This window comes from Bradyrhizobium sp. SZCCHNS3016 (assembly GCF_032484535.1).
GTDB lineage: Bacteria > Pseudomonadota > Alphaproteobacteria > Rhizobiales > Xanthobacteraceae > Bradyrhizobium.
In genome coordinates this window covers 414,508-433,001 of the sequence record NZ_JAUETE010000003.1, presented here as the reverse complement: position 1 = coordinate 433,001, position 18,494 = coordinate 414,508, and the positions used below count along the sequence as shown (strand labels likewise).

Below are 18,494 nucleotides of genomic sequence, written 5' to 3'. Positions count from 1 at the left end.
ACCGCAGTCTCGTCTGCGGCATCCACGGCTTTCTTCGAGCCCCGGCGGCTCGGACGGGCGGCAGACCATGAGAAGCCTGCATCGATGGCAAAGCCCGGCCGCCTCACCGCAAAGCCATTGTCGCTCATGATGGGCGACGTGCTGTCGGCCGCCTATGCCAAGCAGGGGTTTGCCGCGCGCGAGCTGGTCACGCGCTGGCCGGAGATCGCCGGCCGCGACATCGCCGACCATGCCCAGCCGCTGAAGATGCAATGGCCGCGGCCGGTCGAGGGCCAGCCGCAGGAGCCGGCGACCTTGATCCTGCGCGTCGAGGGGCCGATGGCGCTGGAGATCCAGCATTCGTCGGACGTGATCCTGGAGCGCGTCAACCGCTTCTTCGGTTGGCACGCCGTCGGCAAGCTGGCGCTGCGCCAGGGCCCGCTGTTGCGGCCGCCCGTGAAGCGCCGTCCGGTGCCGCCCGATCCGAAGACGGTGGCGAAAGTCGCGCAGACCCTGACCGCCATCGAGGACGACGCCCTGCGCGACGCCCTGGCCCGCCTGGGCGCCGCCATCAAGCGAAATTGACGCTCGGCGTTTGATCCCGGTTCGCGGCCCGGCATTGCCTCAAGCTGGGTTTCAAGCTAGCGAAAAGCCGAGTTATGAGTGTTTCAGGCGCAAGATGCGCCCATTCCGGAGCAGAGCCTTGATCATCACCCGCCGCGCCTTCACCGCAGCCTTGTCGCTGACCGGCCTCGCCGCTCTGGCGGGCCTGTCCCCGCTGCGGCTGATCTCGGACGCCATGGCCCAGAGCGCCGCCGATGTCGCCAAGCCGGTGTCGCTGCCGGACATGGCGATCGGGCCGGCGGACGCGGCCGTCACCATCACCGAATATGCCTCGATGACCTGCCCGCATTGCGCGGCGTTCAATGCGACCGTGTTCCCGAAGCTGAAGGCCGAGTACATCGATACCGGCAAGGTGCGCTACATCTTCCGCGAGTTCCCGCTCGACATCAAAGCCGCCGCCGGCTCGATGCTGACGCGCTGCATCGCCAATGGCGACGCGCAGAAGTATTTCGCCGTCACCGACATGCTGTTCCGCTCGCAGAACGACTGGGTGGTGAAGAACACCACCGAGACGCTGACGCGGATCGGCAAGCAGGCCGGCCTCAGCCAGCAGCAGGTCGAGGGCTGCCTGAAGGACCAGGCGCTGCTCGACAAGATCGCCGCCGACCAGAAATACGCGAGCGACATTCTTAAAGTGGATTCGACGCCGACCTTCTTCATCAACGGCGAGAAGATCAAGGGCGAGGCTTCGATCGAGGAGTTTCAGAAGAAGATCAACCCGCTTCTGAAGAGCTGATTCGAATCACTGAGTCCTCAAAGACACAGCGCGGCCCCTCAATGGGGCCGCTTCTGTTTCGTGGGCCGTTCGCCACGAGAAAGCCTTGGAAAAGCAGGGCCGGCGGGTTGCCCTGGGGACCAGCCCTCGCCATTGTCCCGCCCTCAGAATGAGGCGCCAGGGCGACTCAGTCCACATTGACATTGCCTTCCATGGTATTGTCGGGGCTGGGAGATTCGTCTCCCGCCAACAGAGAATCTGTGCATGAAACTCACCCGTCTTCGTCTTCACGGTTTCAAGACGTTCGTCGAACCGACTGACTTCGTGATCGAACCCGGCCTCACCGGCGTCGTCGGTCCGAACGGCTGCGGCAAGTCGAATCTGGTCGAAGCGCTGCGCTGGGCGATGGGTGAGACCTCGCACAAATCGCTGCGCGCCGCCGACATGGACGCGGTGATCTTCTCCGGCTCGAACACGCGGCCGTCGCGCAACCACGCCGAAGTGGTGATGACGATCGACAACAGCGATCGCACCGCGCCGGCGGCCGTGAACGACCGCGACATTCTCGAAATCTCGCGCCGCATCGAGCGCGAGGCCGGCTCGGTGTATCGCATCAACGGCCGCGACGTGCGCGCCCGCGACGTGCAGATCCTGTTCGCCGACGCCGCCACCGGCGCGCGCTCCCCGGCGCTCGTCCACCAGGGCAAGATCGGCGAAATCATTCAAGCGAAACCTGAGCAGCGCCGCCGCGTGCTCGAAGACGCCGCCGGCGTCGCCGGCCTGCATGCGCGCCGCCACGAGGCCGAGCTGCGATTGAAGGCGGCCGAGACAAATCTGCTGCGCGTCGAGGACGTCATCGGCCAGCTCTCCGGCCAGATGGAAGGCCTGCGCAAGCAGGCGCGGCAGGCGATCCGCTACCGCGAGGTCGCGGCCAAGGTGCGCAAGGCGGAAGCCACGCTCTATCATATGCGCTGGATGGGCGCGCATGCCGATCTCAACGACGCCGCGCATGTGCACGACGTCGCCGTGCGCGAGATGGCGGAGCGGACCCGCGAGCAGGCCGAATCGGCCCGCATCCAGGCCATCCGCGCCTCGCATCTGCCGGCGCTGCGCGAAGCCGAGGCCCGCGCCGCGGCGACGATGCAGCGGCTGAAGAACGCCCGCGACCTGCTCGACCGCGAGGAGCTGCGCGCCAAGGAGCGCGCCGGCGAGCTCGATCGCCGCCTGATGCAGCTCACCGCCGACGTCGCCCGCGAGCAGCAGCAGAACCAGGACGCGCAGGTCGCCCTGCAGCGGCTGGAAACCGAAGACGCGGAGCTGAAGGAAGAGATCAAGGCGCGCGTCGAGATGCGCAGCGGCGTCGACGAGCGCGTCGCCGAGGCCGAGGCGCTGCTGGCCGAGACCGAGCGCCAGTTCACCGAGCTGACGACGCAGCTTGCGGACCTCACCGCCCGCCGCAACCAGCTCGAAGCCAACGTTCGCAGCCACCGCGATCGTCTCGCCCGGCTCGACCAGGACATCGCCAATGTCCGCGCCGATGAGGAGCGGCTGGCGCAGGAGACCGCCCATCTCGGCGATCTCGACACGCTCGCCGCCTCGCTCGAAGCGGCCGAGGAAGCCGAGGCGCAGGCCGAGGCCGCCGTGCAGACCAACGAGTCGGCGCAGGCCAATGCACGGCAGAAGCTCGAAGCCTCGCGCGCCCCGCTCGCCGAGGCCGAGAAGCGCGCGCAGCGGCTCGAGACCGAGGCGCGCACCATCTCCAAGATGGTCAACAGCGAGACCAAGAACCTGTGGCCGCCGATCATCGACGGCGTCACCGTCGCCAAGGGCTATGAGAAGGCGCTCGGCGCCGTGCTCGGCGACGATCTCGATGCGCCGGTCGATGCGTCCGCGCCGATGCACTGGACGGTGGCCGGTGCCGAGATCACCGACCCCACGCTGCCGGACGGCGTCGAGCCGCTCGCGGCCTATGTCCAGGCGCCGCCGGAGCTGTCGCGCCGTCTGGCGCAGATCGGCGTGGTGTCGCGCGATCGCGGCGCGCAGCTGGTGTCGCAGCTGCGGACCGGCCAGCGGCTGGTGTCGCCGGAAGGCGACGTCTGGCGCTGGGACGGCTTCATCGCCGCGGCACATGCGCCAACCGGCGCGGCACGGCGTCTGGCCGAGCGCGCCCGCCTGATCGACATCGAGGCCGAGCTGGAGCAGGCGCGCATCGATGCGACGAACAAGCGCCAGGCGCTCGAGAGCGCCGAGGCCGAGGTGCGGGCCGCGACCGCCGCCGAGAGCGCCGCGCGCGAAGCCTGGCGCGCCGCCCAGCGCGAGGTGAACTCCGCGCGTGAGCGCCACGCCAATGCCGAGCGCGAGATCAACCGCCATTCGGCGCGCAAATCGGCGCTGGTCGAAGCCTCGACCCGCCTCGCCCATGACCGCGCCGAGATCGCCGAGCTGCACCAGAATGCGCTCGAGGCGATCGAGGAGCTGCCGGCGACCACCGAGGCCGACGGCCGGCTCACAGCCGTGCGGGCCGACATCGAGACCAAGCGGCGGGCCGCCGCGCAGGTCCGCGCCGAGGCGCAGGCGCTCGCCCGCGAGGCCGAGCTCGCCGACCGCCGCGTGCAGGCAATCATCAACGAGCGCAACGACTGGTTCAACCGCATCCGCGGCGCCGGCTCGCAGATCGCCACCATCGAGGCGCGCATTGCCGAGGTGAAGGACGAACGCGCCGAGCTCGAAAACGCGCCGGAGATCTTCGCCGAGAAGCGCAGCGCACTGATCGACGAGCTCGCCATTGCCGAAGGCGAGCGCCAGGTCGCCGCCGACGCGCTGGCCGAAGCCGAGACCGCGATGGGCGACACCGACCGTGCCGCCAAAGCGTCGCTGGAAGCCCTGTCGAAGTCGCGCGAGGCCGCGGCCCGCGCCGAGGAGCGGCTCGAAAGCGCCAAGCGCCGCGTCGGCGACGTCGAGCGCGAGATCCACGACATGCTCGAATGCGAGCCGCAAGCGGTGGCCGCCATGGCCGAGATCGGCCCGGACACGCAACTGCCGCCGCTGCACGAGATCGAAGAGAGCCTGGAGAAGCTGCGGCGCGACCGCGAGCGGCTTGGCGCCGTGAATCTGCGCGCCGAAGAGGAGCTCACCGAGGTCGAGGGCTCGCACACCGCGCTGACCACCGAGCGCGACGATCTGGTCGAGGCCATCAAGCGGCTGCGCCAGGGCATCCAGAGCCTCAACAAGGAGGCGCGCGAGCGCCTGCAATCCTCGTTCGAGACCGTCAACGACCACTTCAAGCGGCTGTTCACCGAGCTGTTCGGCGGCGGCGAAGCGGCGCTGCACCTGATCGAGAGCGACGATCCGCTCGAGGCGGGCCTCGAGATCATCGCCAAGCCGCCGGGCAAGAAGCCGCAGACGCTGTCGCTGCTGTCGGGCGGTGAGCAGGCGCTGACGGCGATGGCGCTGATCTTCGCCGTGTTCCTCACCAACCCCTCGCCGATCTGCGTGCTGGACGAGGTCGACGCACCGCTCGACGACCACAACGTCGAACGCTTCTGCAACCTGCTGCACGAGATGAAGGGATCGACCGAGACCCGCTTCATCATCATCACCCACAACCCGATCACCATGGCGCGCATGAACCGGCTGTTCGGCGTCACCATGGCCGAGCGCGGCGTGTCGCAGCTCGTCTCGGTCGCACTCGACGAGGCCGTGAAGATCCTCGATCAGCAGGTGGCGTGATCTTGCTCCGTCATTCCGGATCGCCGCCTGCGCGGCGCCCGGACTGACGCGCGGAGAGGACCAATGATCTCTCCCGATCTGCCTGCCGCGCTGAAGGCCTCCCTCGAAGCCAGGCTGCACGGGCAGTCGCGGCAGGATGCCGCCGCTCGCGCGACCCGCATCTCGGATTCCTATCGCAGCGGCGGCAATTCGGGGACGATCACGAGCGAAGCCGACGCGATCGCCTATGCCGTCGTGCGGATGCCGGCGACGTATGCAGCGGTGGTGGCCAGCCTGAATGCCGTGATGCAGGCGAGCCCGGACTTCGCCCCGGCCTCGCTGCTCGATGTCGGCGCCGGTCCGGGCACCGCGACTTTCGCAGCAGCGGAAGCCTTTTCGTCGCTAGCATCGTTCGACGCCATCGACGCCAATCCCGCCTTGCGCACGCTGGCGTTGGCGCTCGCTGACGAGGCGATGCGCCTCCGCAACCTTACCTATACGCTGGGACCGGCGCGGGCGCTGCTCGATCGTGCCGGAAGTGCCGATCTCGTCACCGCCAGCTACGTGATCGGCGAGTTCACCGACGCCGAGCGCTCTGCGACCGTCGATGCGCTGTGGACGAGGACCGGCGATACGCTCCTGATCGTCGAACCCGGCACGCCCGCCGGCTATCAGCGCATCATCGCGGCGCGCGACCGCCTGATCGCGTCCGGAGCCCACGTCGCCGCCCCCTGCCCGCACGCCGCGGCGTGTCCACTGATCGCACCGGATTGGTGCCACTTCGCCCAGCGGTTGGCGCGCTCGCGGGCGCATCGCGAGCTCAAGGGCGCGGACGTTCCTTTCGAGGACGAGAAGTTCAGCTTCATTGCCCTCACCCGCAAGCCCGCGACGCATCGGCCCGCCGCACGCGTGCTGGCGCCGCCGGCGGTCACCAAGGTCGGGGCAACCGCGAAGCTGTGCCAGGCGGATGGTGCCGCCAGGGTCGTCAGCGTTTCGCGGCGCGACAAGCCCGCCTTTGCCACCGCGCGGCGCTGGGACTGGGGTGACGGCGTGGAGCCGCCAGGTTCGCAGATACCTCGGCCGGCGGCCCATGGTTAACGGTGGGTCGTATTCGTCTCTCATTTTCGCGATTTCGCGAAACCGGCGAGAAATCCGCGCTTGCTACGGTGAGCTGCAACGGGGCGCTGAAGGCGCTGCTCACTAGGGAACGCGTTTCGATGTTCAGGACGATGATGATCACCGCCGCGCTGCTGGCTTCGGCAGGAACGGCCCTGGCAAACGGCCACGGTGGTGGATCCTCGGCACCGCCCCCGCCGAAGCAGGAAGGCCCGCCGGCCAAGGCCATCGTCGGCAAGAACGGCCCCGTCCTGGTCGATCCCAAGGGGATGACGCTGTACTACACCGAGCGCGACAACACCGGGAACAAGTCGACCTGCGACGGTGCCTGTGCCGAGAAGCGGCCGCCGCTGATCGCACCCGACAACGCGACCGCCAGCGGCGACTTCACCGTCATCACCCGCAGCGACGGCAAGAAGATGTGGGCCTACCGCTACCGTCCGCTCTACACCTCGCAGCTCGACAGCGCCCCCGGCGATATCAAGGGCAACGATCCCACGCAGCAATGGCGGGTCGCCCGTCCCTATTGAGCCCTGCGCATCACCGCCTCCGGCACCCATTCGGTCGCCTGGGCGCCCATCGAACGGACCGGTCAGCCTCGAGCGGCTTGAACGGGCATCCCCCCTGATGCGACCAATGCACGCCGGTCCACCTGCGGACCGGCGGCGCCGTCGCGTGTCGGCCGCCTCGTCCTCCTGCCCTCTCCCTCGGAGCCCGTCATGTCCGGCTGGATCGTCCTCGGCATCATCGTCATCCTCGTACTGTTCGCCCTTGGCGCCTACAACCGGCTGGTCGCCCTCAGCCAGCGGGTCGGCCAGGCCTTTGCCGACATCGACGTCCAGCTCAAGCTGCGCCACGACCTGATCCCGAATCTGGTCGAGACCGTGAAGGGCTACGCGGCGCATGAGCGCGGCACCCTCGACGAGGTCATCAAGGCTCGGAATGCGGCGATGTCGGCGCAGGGCCCGGCCCAGGTCTCGGCCGCCGAAGGCCAGCTTTCCGGCGCACTCGGCCGCCTGATCGCGCTGTCCGAGGCCTATCCGGACCTCAAGGCCAACGCCAACTTCCAGCAGCTCGCCGGCGAGCTCTCCGACATCGAGAACAAGATCGCCGCCAGCCGGCGCTTCTTCAACAACGCTGTGCAGGAATACAATACCGGCATCCAGCAGATGCCGGCGGCGCTGTTCGCCGGCACCTTCGGCTTCACTCGCAAGGAATTCTTCGATCTCGGCGCCAGCCGGACCGAGGTCGAGGCCGCGCCCAGCGTCAAGTTCTGATCCCGCGCCCTCCGCGCTGAAGGGCCCGACGCCATGGCCGCCTACGGTCTCTACACCCACATCGCATCGAACAAGACCCGTTCGGTGCTGCTGCTCGGCGGCCTGTTCCTGCTGATCTACGTGCTGGTGTTCGCCGGCGCGCTGATCGCCGAGGTCATGATCAACGGCAATGGCAGCGTCGCCTATTACATGCACGCCGCTACGCGCGACCTGATCAAGGCGTTGCCCTGGGCGACGATCGGCGCCGCGGCCTGGATCGTCATCGCCTATTTTTTCCATCAGAAGATGATCGACGCCGTGACCGGCGGGACGGCCGTGACCCGCCAGGAGCAGCCGCGGCTCTACAATCTGCTCGAGAATCTCTGCATCTCGCGCGGCATCACCATGCCGCAGCTGAAGGTCATGGACAGCCCGGCACTGAACGCCTTCGCCACCGGCCTGAATCCGCGGCAATACGCCGTCACCGTCACGAGCGGTCTTCTGAACGCGCTCGACGACCAGGAGATCGAGGCGGTGCTGGGCCACGAGCTCACCCATATCCGCAACGGCGACGTGCAACTGATGGTCGTGGCCGTGATCATCGCCGGGGTGGTCGGCTTCTTCGGTGAATTGTTCTTCCGCCTGTTCACCAACATGAGCTGGGGCGGCGGCTGGGGCCGCTCGTCGTCGTCGTCCTCCTCGTCCGACTCCGACCGCAAGGGCTCCGGCGGCGGGGCCATCATCGTCGTGATCATCGCTGTGGTGCTGATCGTGGTGGCCTGGCTGCTGTCCCAGGTGGTCAAGCTGGCGCTGTCGCGCACCCGCGAATACCTTGCCGATGCCGGGTCTGTCGAGCTGACCAAGAATCCGGACGCCATGATCAGCGCCCTGCGCAAGATCGAAGGGCGGGGCGAACTGCCGGGCGCCACCTCCGCCGTCATGGAATTGTGCGTCGACAATCCGCGCGAGGGCTTTGCCGATTTGTTCGCCACCCATCCCTCGGTCGACTCCCGCGTCCAGGCGCTGATCAAGTTCGCCGGCGGCCATGATCCGGGCCCGCTGGTGCTGCCGTCCGACGGGAGAGATACCGATACCGGTGACGAGCCAGCCGACGGCACTGCGCCACCGCCGCTGCCCCCGGCCGGCCCATGGGGCGATGCCGATGGAGGGGGTAAGTCGCCCGGCAGCGGGCAAGCCGCCCCGGAAGGCCCCTGGACGACACCCGCTGCAGGCCCATGGGGCCGGCATTAGGGCCAGCCGCTGCGGCGCTGTTCGAGCCCCGATCGCGCGCAGCGCGCAATCATCCGGGCATTCGCTCTCAAGTGTTTCGGCGCGAACCGGACGTTTCGGCTGGAACGGGTCCGATTGCTCCGGCCTGTTGCCGCGAAGGCGCAAATTTCCCCGGTCCCGTGCTGCAATGAATTTGAATTCTCCAGCGTTTCTGCCATGTTCGCGCCCAAAGCAGAATGCAAAGCGCCGGCCCCCTGGCCGGCCTCAGGGCTGAAGGACTTTCCATGGCGAAACCGGCAGTGGTTGTGGTGGGTGCGGACAAGGGCGGGGTCGGCAAGACCACGGTGTCACGGACGTTGCTCGATTATTTCAGCGCCAACAACGTCCCGACCCGGGCGTTCGACACCGAGCATCCGCGCGGCACCCTGAAGCGCTTCCACCCGGAGATCACCGAGATCGTCGACATGAATTCGACGCCGGACCAGATGAAGATCTTCGACACGTTGAGCGCGGTGGCGCCCTCGGTGACCGTGATCGACGTCCGCGCCGGCCTGATGTCGCCGACGCTCGCGGCACTGCGCGACATCGGCTTCCTCGACGCCGCGCGCTCCGGCCAGATCACCTTCGCGGTGTTCCACATCCTGGGCTCGTCGATCGCCTCGCTGGACGAGATCGCGGAGACGGCAAGCTACATGATCGGCGCGAAGTACTTCCTGGTGAAGAACTTCATCAACAACACCAGCTTCTTCGAGTGGGACCAGTCGACCTACAATTCCTACTTCCACCGCATCAAGGATGCGACCGAGCTGACCATCCCCAAGCTCAACGAGATGGCGTTCGAGCAGGTCGAGGTCGCCTCGGTGCCGTTCCTGAAATTCGTCGCCAACAAGGGTCCGCGCGACGAGGCCGCCAACTACTCCTTCGTGCTGCGCGGCTATGTCCGGCATTGGCTCGCCAATGTCTGGAGCGAGTACGACCGCATAAAGCTGACCGACATCGTCGGCTCGACCAAGGCGGCGGCGCCGCGGCCGGCCGGGGAAAAATAGCAGCCCCGTGAAGGATGGGACTTTATCGCAACCGCATTTGACCTGATATAGGTCTGATGCCCGCAACGCCCGTCTACATCGTCTGCTCGCCCCGGCCGCAGTCCGGGAAGACGCTGCTTGCGCGGGTGCTGAGCGAGTTCCTGCTGCTCAAGAACGGCCAGGTGCTCGCCTTCGACGTCACCTTGCGCGAGCCGTCGCTGCTCGACTTCCTGCCGCAGATCACCGAGACCGCGACGATCGAGGACACCTACGGCAAGATCCAATTGATGGATCGCGTCATCCTCAACGACGGCATCGCCAAGGTGATCGACCTCGGCTACTACTCGTTCGACGAGTTCTTCAAGATGTCCGAGGAGATCGGCTTTTTGAAGGAGGCCTCACGACGGAACGTGGTCCCGATCGTTCTGTACTGCGCCGAGGGCGACCGGGTGTCGATGCGCGCCTACGACGCCCTGCGGCGACAGATCCCGCGACCGCAGCTGATCGTGGTCGAAAACGACCACGTCCTGCGCGAGGAGCTCCCCGACCTCTACAGCCGCGGCAAGCATCTGCGCATTGCCGCCCTGCCCGCGTTCCTGAGGACCTATATCGAGCGCTTCTCGTTCTCCTTTACCGGCTACCTGCGCCAGGAGAAGGACCCGTCCACCGAGCTCTATCAATGGATCCGGCGCAACTACTATGCGCTGCGCGAGATCGAGAACGAGCTCCTGATGCAGCGGTCCTGACGCCGCCGCGCGTTCCTCAGTGCCCCTCGAAGGAGATCAGCGTGCGCACGGGCACGTCGAGCGCGCGCAGCTTGGCGGCGCCGCCGAGATCCGGCAGGTCGATGATGAAGCAGGCCGCCACCACGGTGGCGCCGATCTGGCGGAGCAGCTTCACCGCGCCCTCGGCCGTGCCGCCGGTGGCGATGAGGTCGTCGACCAGGATCACGCGCTCGCCGGGCTCGACCGCGTCGACATGCATCTCCATCTCGTCGGTGCCGTATTCCAGCGCATAGGACATGCTGACCGTCTTGTGCGGCAGCTTGCCCTTCTTGCGGATCGGCACGAAGCCGGCCGAGAGCTGATGCGCCACCGCGCCACCGAGGATGAAGCCGCGCGCCTCGATGCCGGCGACCTTGTCGATCTTGGAGCCGGCCCAGGGATGCACCAGCTCGTCCACCGCGCGACGGAACGCGCGCGCGTCCGCCAGCAGCGTCGTGATATCCCGGAACAGGATGCCCGGCTTCGGATAGTCCGGAATGGTGCGGACCGTATTCTTGATGTCCAGATCGAACGTCATCGTGCTCTCATCCACTCTGTTTATGTGCCGTCATTGCGAGCGAAGCGACGTGTCCGCCGAAGCCCGCTCGGGCGAAGGCGGAAGCAATCCAGCACCGCGAAAACAACTCTGGATCGCTTCGTCGCTGACGCTCCTCGCGATGACGGCAACCACCTTTCACCCCGGCTGATTGAGCCGGAACGCATTCTCCACGATCCTCAAACCCACGGCATCGCCGAGCGACATCAGCGACTCCGGGTGGAACTGCACGCCGCCGACCGGCAGCGTCTTGTGCTCGATCGCCATCGCCACGCCGTCCTCGGTTGCCGCCGTGACGGTCAGCACCTCCGGCATGCTGTCGCGCTCGACGAACAGCGAATGGTAGCGGCCGATGACGATCTCGTTCGGCAACCCCTGCATCAGGCGTCCGCCGCGCACCTGGACCCGCGACGGCCTGCCATGCGCCGGTTGGGCGAGCTGGCCGAGCTGACCGCCAAAATATTCGCCCATCGCCTGCACGCCGAGGCACACGCCGAAGATCGGCAGCTTCTTCGCGAGCGCCGCATCGATCGTCGTCGAGATCTTGAAGTCCTCGGGGCGGCCCGGTCCGGGCGACAGCACGATGAGATCCCAGCTGCGCTCGGCCAGCATCTTCAAGGCATGGACGTAACGCACCACGGTGACGTTGGCGCCGACCTGGCGGAAATAGTCCGCCAGCATGTGCACGAACGAATCGTCGTGGTCGATCAAGAGCACGTTCTTGCCGGAGCCGGTGGCGTCCGGCGCGGTCGAGGACAGCGGCTTCGGCGGATCGCCACGCAGCGCCTGGAACAGCGCCGCCGCCTTGACCTGGCACTCGCGATCCTCTGCCGCGGGGTCGGAATCGAACAGGCAGGTAGCGCCGACGCGGACCTCGGCGAGCCCGTCCTTCATGCGGATGGTGCGGATGGTGAGGCCGGTGTTGATCGAGCCATCGAAATTCACCGCGCCGATGGCGCCGGCATACCAGCGCCGCGGCGAGCGCTCATTGTCCTCGACGAACTGCATCGCCCACAGCTTCGGCGCGCCGGTCACGGTCACCGCCCAGGCGTGCGTCAGGAACGCGTCGAGCGCGTCGAAGCCCGGCCGCAGCATACCCTCGACGTGATCGACGGTGTGGAACAGCTTGGAGTAGGTCTCGATCTGCCGGCGCGCCAGCACCTTGATGGTGCCGGGCACGCAGATGCGCGCCTTGTCGTTGCGGTCGACGTCGGTGCACATGTTGAGCTCGAACTCGTCCTTTTCCGAGTTCAGCAGCTGGCGGATCTGCTCGGCATCACCGATCGCGTCGCGACCGCGGGCGATGGTGCCGGAGATCGGACAGGTCTCGACGCGACGGCCGTCGGAACGGACGAACATCTCGGGTGAGGCCGAGACGAGGAACTCGCCGTCGCCGAGATTCATCAGCGCGCCATAGGGCGACGGATTGATCCGGCAGAGACGCTGGAACACTTCCGCCGGCGAGCGCTCACAGGGCTCGGCAAACAATTGGCCGGGCACCGCCTCGAACAGGTCGCCGCGGGCAAACGCCGCGCGGGCCTTCTCGACCGTCGCCTGGTACTCGCCGGGCGCGTGATCGGCAAAACCCTGGCGCGGCTCCTTGAGATAGACGCTGGCGTCGGTGTCGCGCGGCAGGCCTGCCGTCGACTGGCCGTTCCAGGAAAAATCATAGGAAAGAACGACGCCGCGGCCGGTGGCGCGGTCATAGGCCAGCAGGCGATCCGGCACGTAGAGCACGATGTCGCGCTGGTCCTTCTCGCGCGGCCGCTTCTGCTGGAGGTCCTCGATCTGGAACACGAGGTCATAGGCGAAGGCGCCGAACAGACCGAGCAGCGGATCGTCATTGGCCGAGAGCGCGGCGACCATCGCCCGGACCAGCGACATCACGCTGGCGCGGCGGGTGCGCTGGTCCTCCTCGACCGGGGCAGGCCCGCGGACGATGTGCCCGGCGAGCCGCGCAGGCGAGGCCTCGGTGATGACCACGCAGGGCTCGCGCAGCGTGTCCTTGAGGAACGCGATCAGCACCTCGCCGCGACGATTCAGCGCCTGCAGGGTGAAGGTGATGCCCTTGGTCTCGAGCACCAGCGGCGGATCGGCAAAGCCGAGATCGAAGCTCTCGTAGCGGCCGGGCACGGTCGTGCCCGAGGACAGCACCACGCCGCGGCGGCGGTCGAGCAGGTCGATCAGATCGTCGAGCCGGCTCGCATTGCCGGAGAACTGCTCGACGGCGCGCGTGATCGCGAGCCCGCCATGGGTGCGGTAGTCGCTGCGGGCCGGAAGGGCGAAAACGGTCCTGTTCATGGGGTCCTCTTACGGAATTTACCGAGGAAACGCCACACAGGACCAACCGGAAGCCGCCGCTGCGTGGCGGCCCCTAAGCGATTGGATGTCAGACAAATCGCACCGGCCACCTCTTACAAGGTGCGCCACCAGAGACGGGCTGGGCGGACAAGGGTGCTCATGAGGCGGAACTGACCACGAGGGACGGCCGGGGTCAAGGGCGGCGGGGCCACAGTCGGGGTTGGCGGAGGTGGCATGCTTATCATTCCCGCTCAGAACCCTCGGCTTTCGAGCACCGCGCGAAGTGCCGGCCCGACTGCCACCCTCCCCTGGAGGGGGAGGGTCGTCTCACGGAGAGCGAAGCGAAACGTGAGGCGGGGTGGGGTGATCTCTCCGCATGGACCGTCGCCGGTGGCACACCCCACCCCGCTCGCACGCTTCGCGTGCGAGCGACCCTCCCCCTCCAGGGGAGGGTGGGCAGCGTACTCGCGTCAATCATCGCGCCTGCATCGGCGAGCCGACAGCGCAATCCGAGACAGGATGACGACTGAACATGGGTCTGCATTCTCGCGACACGATTGCCCGAGTCATGAAGCACACCTTCGTTGCGGCCAGCCTGCCGGAGCGCGGCGCGCAACGCGCCCACGGCGGACATGTTGAAGACGACATGAAGGAGCGAGCCGGCCATCGCGGATTCTCTTGGCGATTTGCGTCCACTAATCCGTGGTCGGCGGAGTCAAGGTGCTGCGCTCACCACCAATCACCGAGCGAGCCTGCTCAAGCGCACCAATAACACGATCGAGCTCCGCGGCCTCCATGAACACCTCGATGTCGCCGTCCGTCCTCAACGACAGCAACAATCCAACGCTGCTGCCGACGACGCGAACCAGCACGCATGCGTCGTCGCCGGACGACTTGTCGACGAACGTGATCGGCTCGGTGCTCATGCGGGATCCAGGATCATCTGATGGGCCATGTTAGCAAATATCGAAACGTTGTTGGCTTCGACAGGCCGCCACGATGGCGGTGCGCTCCCCTCCCCCTCGCGGGAGGCGAGCCCGACGTCGTCGGGGCGGGAGGTCGATCCCAGCTTGCGCAGCCGAGTGCTCGCGCGGCAGTTGCTCTACAGAAGCGCCAGCGCGGCTTGCTTGAGGTGGGAGGCGATGGCATCGCGGGCTTCGCGTGAGCCGACGCTGCGCGCCATCGTCACCCCTCCCGAGAGGATCGCCATCAGCGACCAGGCCTTTTGCAGCCGAGCTTCATCGGTGCTCCCCTGCAACCCTTTTGCGATCTGCTGCGCGACCTTTTCGAGCGCGGCGCCATAGGCGGCCTTCGTTTCCTCGCTTGCGCGCGTCACGTCCGGCGTCAGGCTCTGCAGTCCGCAGCTTGAGTCCAGAATGCAATGGAGACGTTCGCCGAGGTAGAACGCGATGAACGACTCGACCCAGCGCGCTCCCATCTGCTGCTGAAGACTCGCGATCCCCGTCCTGAGCTCGTCCAGCCCGGCCAACGCGGCGGCTTCGAACGCGGCATCCTTCGACTTGAAGTGACCGTAGAACGCGCCGGACGTGACCCCGGCTTCCTTGGCGAGGCCGTCGACGCCGATCCCGCCATAGCCAAGCCGGCGAAAGCCGCGCCCCGCGGCCTCCAACAACTTCGTCTTTGCTTCCTGCTTGTGCTCGGCGTGGTACCGCATCTGGCGCTTTCCATAGCGATCGTTATTTCATGATTGACTCATAACGATCGTTATTCTATTAGTGGATCACGGTCGTTATATAATGACCGCCGTTCCCCGGGACAACCGCCACAGGGCGAGCACAGGAGGAGTCATGCCGATCAGTCTCACACTCACCGAAGGCGTCATCGCCGCCGACAAGGCGCCGATCGCCGTTGCGCGGATCACGGAATCGTTCCTGAGACACCATGGTCTGGCGGGCAACAGGATCATGGGGGCGAACGTCACGGCCCATCTGAACATCCTGCCGAAGGGCCATACCTTCGCCGGCGGCACGCCGGTCGATGGTGCCTGGATCGAGACTAAGACGCCGTCATTCGCGCTCGCCAGTCACGAGGTCCAGACGGCATTCTTCGGCGAAGCCACCGACATTCTGCATGACCTCTCCGGCGGGGCGCTTGCCAGGGACCGGATCTGGTCCAACGGCGTCCACGCCGTCGACGGCACCTGGAATCTCGACGGCAGGCCGATGACCAACGACGCGCTTGTGGGGGCCATCACCGCAGGCTGACCACGGTCATCACGGCCGCTACCGCATTGCGCGGCGGCGGCCGTGATGAATGCCGACCGCTCACGTCCCCGGCTTCACCAGCCCGAGCTCAGCGAACTTCATCTCCGTCGCCACCACGGCATTCTCATACACCTCGCCGCGCTCGACGAAGTAGTTGAAGTAGCCGGCCGGCGTCTCCGGCTGGATCTCGACCAGCTCCACGGTCTTGTATTTCGGATCGGTGATCACGCCGCTCGCGATCAGGTCGTTGATGCGCTTGAGCGCATCGACCTCGGCCTTGTAGCCGACCGAGAACCACATCTCGGTGGTCCAGTCCTGCACCTCGAACCAGTTGGCCGGCGCCTGGCCCTGCCATCCCTGGGCGAGCGGGCGGACGGCAAAGACGCGGTCGAAACCGTGCAGCTCGGAGATGATGCTGGCGCGGTGATAGGCGCCGTCCATCTGTCCCTGGGGCAGCTTGGTGAAGCCGTAGAGCGACAGCCACAGCGCGGCCTTGACCGCCTCCGGCGTGATCGGGCGGATGGCGCGCTCGGCCAGCACCTCGGAGGCGTAGCGCAGGTCGCGCTTGGCCGCCGATTGCCGCGCCTTGACGGCATGGGCGTTGGGAACCGACTTCTCCGCCGGCAGCAGCGCCCGCGCCGCCTCGTTGCCATAGAGATAGCCCGTGCCCGCCTCGGGATCATAGGTGTTGAACACGACGCCGATCGGCGTGGCATTGAGCGTCTCCGCCGCGTGCGCGAAGTCAGCCTCGCTGCGCACCGGGACATATTGCTGCGCCGGCCACAGCCGGTCGGCGAGGGCGTTGAACGGGCCGTCGCGCCAATCCGGCCAGGAGACGAAGCGCGCCAGCGCCTCGGCATAGGCGGGACGAAACACGCCGGGATAGCCGAACAGCACTGTGCGCAGCTGCGACGCCGGATCTCTGAGGCGGTCGGAGGACATCAGCTCGTTGCGCAGATCGAGACCCTGAAGCCACGCCGACAGCACCAGGATCTGGCCGGACGTCGCGGTGACGAGATCCGGCGTGACGCCCCAGGCGCGGGCGGTGTCGAGGAAGCCGGCGCCATGGGCGTTCAAGCCGCCCAGCCCAGCCAGCGCAAAGGCCACACGCACGGCTTTCTCCATCAGCAGAGGGACCGGAGAACGCTACCTCAGATTGATTCGGCGACGCAACCGACGGCGAGACACGGCGAATTCGACCATCGAACGAAGCGACGCACTGCGAACACGATCAATGCTCAGATCTCCGCAGGATCCCGGTGATTCGCGGAAACGTGACGGCGCCAAGCGACGAAAAGCTGCAGCCGGCGGCTGTGTGGTCCCTCACAACCTCATGTTGCGCGCGTGCACACCGCCTCGGGTATCGACCAATGATTGTCGCAACCCCAAAAAAGTTACATAACTTGGCTGTGCGCGAGGGCAACACTGTTGTCTAGCTGCAATAGTGTGGCAATGATTGGTTAACCATATTGAATTACCTTGGTTAACATGGCCCGCGGCAAACAGCCCTCAGTGTCGCATGCGCTCCCGAAGCAGCCGACGCTGCTCGATTGCTTCCTCGAAGCGCAGGCGAAGCGGACGAAGCGTCGACGGCGCTCCGCCGACGCGGTGACCAGCGCTGACCCCTTGGCTCCTTCAGACGACGCTCCGACTCTTGGTGAGGCCGAAGCGCCCTCGGCCGAAACCAAGACCGCCCGCGCGGTTTGAGTCCGCACGGCGCGGTTTGGAACCGACGCGCCAGCCCTCAGCTCAGCCGAGGTGCTTGTGGAAAAACGCCGTGGCGCGGCCCCAGGCGAGCTCGGCGGCCCTGCGATCGTGCACGGTCATGCGCTGCTCGTTCACGAAGGCATGCTCGGCATCGTAGCGATAGAGCTCGAGCGACTTGCCGGCGGCCTTCATCGCCTTCTCGAAGCCGTCCACCAGCGCCGGCGTGCACCAATCATCCTTGTTGGCAAAGTGGGCCTGCAGCGGGATCTTGACGTCGGCCGGCTTCGCCGCCTGCTCAGGCGGAATGCCGTAGAACACGACGCCGGCGGCGAGCTCGTCGATCTTGCTCGCGCCGATGATCGTCACCGCGCCGCCGAGGCAGAAGCCGGTGAGGCCGACCTTGGCGCCGTTGCGCGCCAGATATTGCGCGGCCCCGCGCACGGTCTGCGTGGTCGCGTCCATGAAGTCGAGCGAGTTCATCTCCCGGCCCGCCGCATCCGTGTCGTGATAGGGCACCACCGTGCCCTTGTAGAGATCGGGCGCCAGCGCGTTGAAGCCGGCGAGCGCGAAACGATCGCACATCCCCTTGATCTGGTCCTGCAGGCCCCACCATTCCTGGATGACGACGACGCCCGGCGCATCGGCCTGCGCAGCCTTGGCGAGATAGCCCTTGGCCTCCTGGCCGTCAGGACGTTTGAAGCTGATGAGTGTGCCCATGTGTTCCTCCGCATTCTCTGTTCGAAGCTCAGGAGCGCGGTTTACCGCAAATCCGGTCGGGGCGCGACGGGAGGCGACCGGCTTCGCTTCAACGTGAGAGGATTCCGTAGCCCGGATGAGCGCAGCGACATCCGGGGTCCTCGCCGGCACTGTTGCGATCCAGGATGTCGCTGCGCTCATCCGGGCTGCGGGCGCTAAACCGGCATCGCGCGCGGCGCGAACAGGATCACAGCCATGCCGGCGAGGCAGATCAGGGCGCCGGCGGCGTCCCACGGATCGGGACGATGGCCCTCGACCAGCCAGCCCCATAGCAGCGCCGCAGTGATATAGATGCCGCCATAGGCGGCGTAGGCGCGGCCGGCGAGCGGGCTGTCGGCCACGGTGAGAAGTGTCGCGAAGCCGGCGAGCGCGGCCATGCCGGGCAACAGCCATAGCGACGACTGCCCGAGCCGCAGCCAAGCCCAGAACGCGAAGCAGCCGCCGATCTCCAGCACGGCGGCGCCGGCGAAGGCGAGAAGTGACGGCATGGGCGAACTCCGTTTTCCCGGCTGCGCTGCGGAAAAGGCCTCCC

General features: G+C 66.9%; 17 protein-coding genes. 10 read left to right on the top strand and 7 right to left on the bottom strand.

Annotated features, from left to right (window positions below; translation table 11 throughout):
- The first annotated feature begins 84 nt into the window (after positions 1-84).
- The 9 genes from QW881_RS09475 (at position 85) to QW881_RS09435 (ending at position 10,399) form a co-directional block, all read left to right on the top strand.
- Positions 85-564, top strand: a complete 480-nt coding sequence (locus QW881_RS09475; protein ID WP_315757043.1) for a DUF721 domain-containing protein — start codon at positions 85-87, stop codon at positions 562-564.
- A 118-nt stretch (positions 565-682) separates the two neighbouring features.
- Positions 683-1,339, top strand: a complete 657-nt coding sequence (locus QW881_RS09470) for a DsbA family protein (protein WP_315757042.1) — start codon at positions 683-685, stop codon at positions 1,337-1,339.
- Between the two features lie 243 nt (positions 1,340-1,582).
- Positions 1,583-5,047: a chromosome segregation SMC family protein gene (locus QW881_RS09465; protein ID WP_315757041.1), complete on the top strand. Its 3,465-nt coding sequence runs from the start codon at positions 1,583-1,585 to the stop codon at positions 5,045-5,047.
- Between the two features lie 63 nt (positions 5,048-5,110).
- Entirely contained in the window at positions 5,111-6,124 is a 1,014-nt protein-coding gene (locus tag QW881_RS09460; protein WP_315757040.1) for a small ribosomal subunit Rsm22 family protein, read from the top strand.
- 119 nt (positions 6,125-6,243) lie between these two features.
- Positions 6,244-6,672: a hypothetical protein gene (locus QW881_RS09455; protein ID WP_315717270.1), complete on the top strand. Its 429-nt coding sequence runs from the start codon at positions 6,244-6,246 to the stop codon at positions 6,670-6,672.
- 189 nt (positions 6,673-6,861) lie between these two features.
- Positions 6,862-7,419 carry a LemA family protein gene (locus tag QW881_RS09450; RefSeq protein WP_315717271.1) on the top strand — a complete coding sequence of 186 codons (558 nt, stop codon included), beginning with the start codon at positions 6,862-6,864 and terminating at the stop codon, positions 7,417-7,419.
- A gap of 33 nt (positions 7,420-7,452) precedes the next feature.
- The gene (locus tag QW881_RS09445; protein ID WP_315757039.1) at positions 7,453-8,649 is read left to right on the top strand and encodes a M48 family metallopeptidase; all 1,197 of its coding nucleotides are present in this window, start codon (positions 7,453-7,455) and stop codon (positions 8,647-8,649) included.
- A gap of 263 nt (positions 8,650-8,912) precedes the next feature.
- Positions 8,913-9,674: a hypothetical protein gene (locus QW881_RS09440; RefSeq protein WP_009025709.1), complete on the top strand. Its 762-nt coding sequence runs from the start codon at positions 8,913-8,915 to the stop codon at positions 9,672-9,674.
- Between the two features lie 56 nt (positions 9,675-9,730).
- On the top strand, positions 9,731-10,399 hold the full coding sequence (locus QW881_RS09435) for a hypothetical protein (RefSeq protein WP_315738336.1): 669 nt from the start codon (positions 9,731-9,733) through the stop codon (positions 10,397-10,399).
- Between the two features lie 16 nt (positions 10,400-10,415).
- Here QW881_RS09435 and QW881_RS09430 read toward each other — a convergent pair whose 3' ends face one another.
- The 4 genes from QW881_RS09430 to QW881_RS09415 all read right to left on the bottom strand — a co-directional run bounded on the left by QW881_RS09430 (position 10,416) and on the right by QW881_RS09415 (position 14,949).
- Complete coding sequence (locus QW881_RS09430) at positions 10,416-10,955, bottom strand: adenine phosphoribosyltransferase (protein WP_315738337.1); 540 nt, start codon at positions 10,953-10,955, stop codon at positions 10,416-10,418.
- Positions 10,956-11,111: 156 nt separating this feature from the next.
- Complete coding sequence (locus tag QW881_RS09425) at positions 11,112-13,274, bottom strand: anthranilate synthase component I (protein WP_315757038.1); 2,163 nt, start codon at positions 13,272-13,274, stop codon at positions 11,112-11,114.
- 695 nt (positions 13,275-13,969) lie between these two features.
- A complete protein-coding gene (locus QW881_RS09420) occupies positions 13,970-14,200 on the bottom strand; it encodes a hypothetical protein (protein ID WP_315757037.1) in 231 nt (76 codons plus the stop codon).
- Between the two features lie 176 nt (positions 14,201-14,376).
- A complete protein-coding gene (locus QW881_RS09415; RefSeq protein ID WP_316158279.1) occupies positions 14,377-14,949 on the bottom strand; it encodes a TetR/AcrR family transcriptional regulator in 573 nt (190 codons plus the stop codon).
- 133 nt (positions 14,950-15,082) lie between these two features.
- On the opposite strand from QW881_RS09415, the gene QW881_RS09410 reads away from it, so the two are divergent.
- Positions 15,083-15,499: a 4-oxalocrotonate tautomerase gene (locus QW881_RS09410; RefSeq protein WP_315757035.1), complete on the top strand. Its 417-nt coding sequence runs from the start codon at positions 15,083-15,085 to the stop codon at positions 15,497-15,499.
- 60 nt (positions 15,500-15,559) lie between these two features.
- On the opposite strand, the gene QW881_RS09405 is transcribed toward QW881_RS09410, so the two are convergent.
- The 3 genes from QW881_RS09405 to QW881_RS09395 all read right to left on the bottom strand — a co-directional run bounded on the left by QW881_RS09405 (position 15,560) and on the right by QW881_RS09395 (position 18,450).
- A complete protein-coding gene (locus QW881_RS09405) occupies positions 15,560-16,612 on the bottom strand; it encodes a hypothetical protein (RefSeq protein WP_315757034.1) in 1,053 nt (350 codons plus the stop codon).
- 636 nt (positions 16,613-17,248) lie between these two features.
- Positions 17,249-17,923 carry a dienelactone hydrolase family protein gene (locus tag QW881_RS09400; protein ID WP_315757033.1) on the bottom strand — a complete coding sequence of 225 codons (675 nt, stop codon included), beginning with the start codon at positions 17,921-17,923 and terminating at the stop codon, positions 17,249-17,251.
- Positions 17,924-18,117: 194 nt separating this feature from the next.
- Positions 18,118-18,450 (bottom strand): YnfA family protein, encoded by a 333-nt coding sequence (locus tag QW881_RS09395; RefSeq protein ID WP_315757032.1) that lies wholly within the window; start codon positions 18,448-18,450, stop codon positions 18,118-18,120.
- Between the last annotated feature and the right edge of the window lie 44 nt (positions 18,451-18,494).

Bases quoted from the DNA above. Each gene is read 5' to 3' on its own strand.
- QW881_RS09475 (WP_315757043.1), top strand. From the start codon at position 85: ATGGCAAAGCCCGGCCGCCTCACCGCAAAGCCATTGTCGCTCATGATG.
- QW881_RS09465 (WP_315757041.1), top strand. From the start codon at position 1,583: ATGAAACTCACCCGTCTTCGTCTTCACGGTTTCAAGACGTTCGTCGAA.
- QW881_RS09460 (WP_315757040.1), top strand. From the start codon at position 5,111: ATGATCTCTCCCGATCTGCCTGCCGCGCTGAAGGCCTCCCTCGAAGCC.
- QW881_RS09455 (WP_315717270.1), top strand. From the start codon at position 6,244: ATGTTCAGGACGATGATGATCACCGCCGCGCTGCTGGCTTCGGCAGGA.
- QW881_RS09450 (WP_315717271.1), top strand. From the start codon at position 6,862: ATGTCCGGCTGGATCGTCCTCGGCATCATCGTCATCCTCGTACTGTTC.
- QW881_RS09445 (WP_315757039.1), top strand. From the start codon at position 7,453: ATGGCCGCCTACGGTCTCTACACCCACATCGCATCGAACAAGACCCGT.
- QW881_RS09440 (WP_009025709.1), top strand. From the start codon at position 8,913: ATGGCGAAACCGGCAGTGGTTGTGGTGGGTGCGGACAAGGGCGGGGTC.
- QW881_RS09435 (WP_315738336.1), top strand. From the start codon at position 9,731: ATGCCCGCAACGCCCGTCTACATCGTCTGCTCGCCCCGGCCGCAGTCC.
- QW881_RS09430 (WP_315738337.1), bottom strand. From the start codon at position 10,955: ATGACGTTCGATCTGGACATCAAGAATACGGTCCGCACCATTCCGGAC.
- QW881_RS09425 (WP_315757038.1), bottom strand. From the start codon at position 13,274: ATGAACAGGACCGTTTTCGCCCTTCCGGCCCGCAGCGACTACCGCACC.
- QW881_RS09420 (WP_315757037.1), bottom strand. From the start codon at position 14,200: ATGAGCACCGAGCCGATCACGTTCGTCGACAAGTCGTCCGGCGACGAC.
- QW881_RS09415 (WP_316158279.1), bottom strand. From the start codon at position 14,949: ATGCGGTACCACGCCGAGCACAAGCAGGAAGCAAAGACGAAGTTGTTG.
- QW881_RS09410 (WP_315757035.1), top strand. From the start codon at position 15,083: ATGCCGATCAGTCTCACACTCACCGAAGGCGTCATCGCCGCCGACAAG.
- QW881_RS09400 (WP_315757033.1), bottom strand. From the start codon at position 17,923: ATGGGCACACTCATCAGCTTCAAACGTCCTGACGGCCAGGAGGCCAAG.
- QW881_RS09395 (WP_315757032.1), bottom strand. From the start codon at position 18,450: ATGCCGTCACTTCTCGCCTTCGCCGGCGCCGCCGTGCTGGAGATCGGC.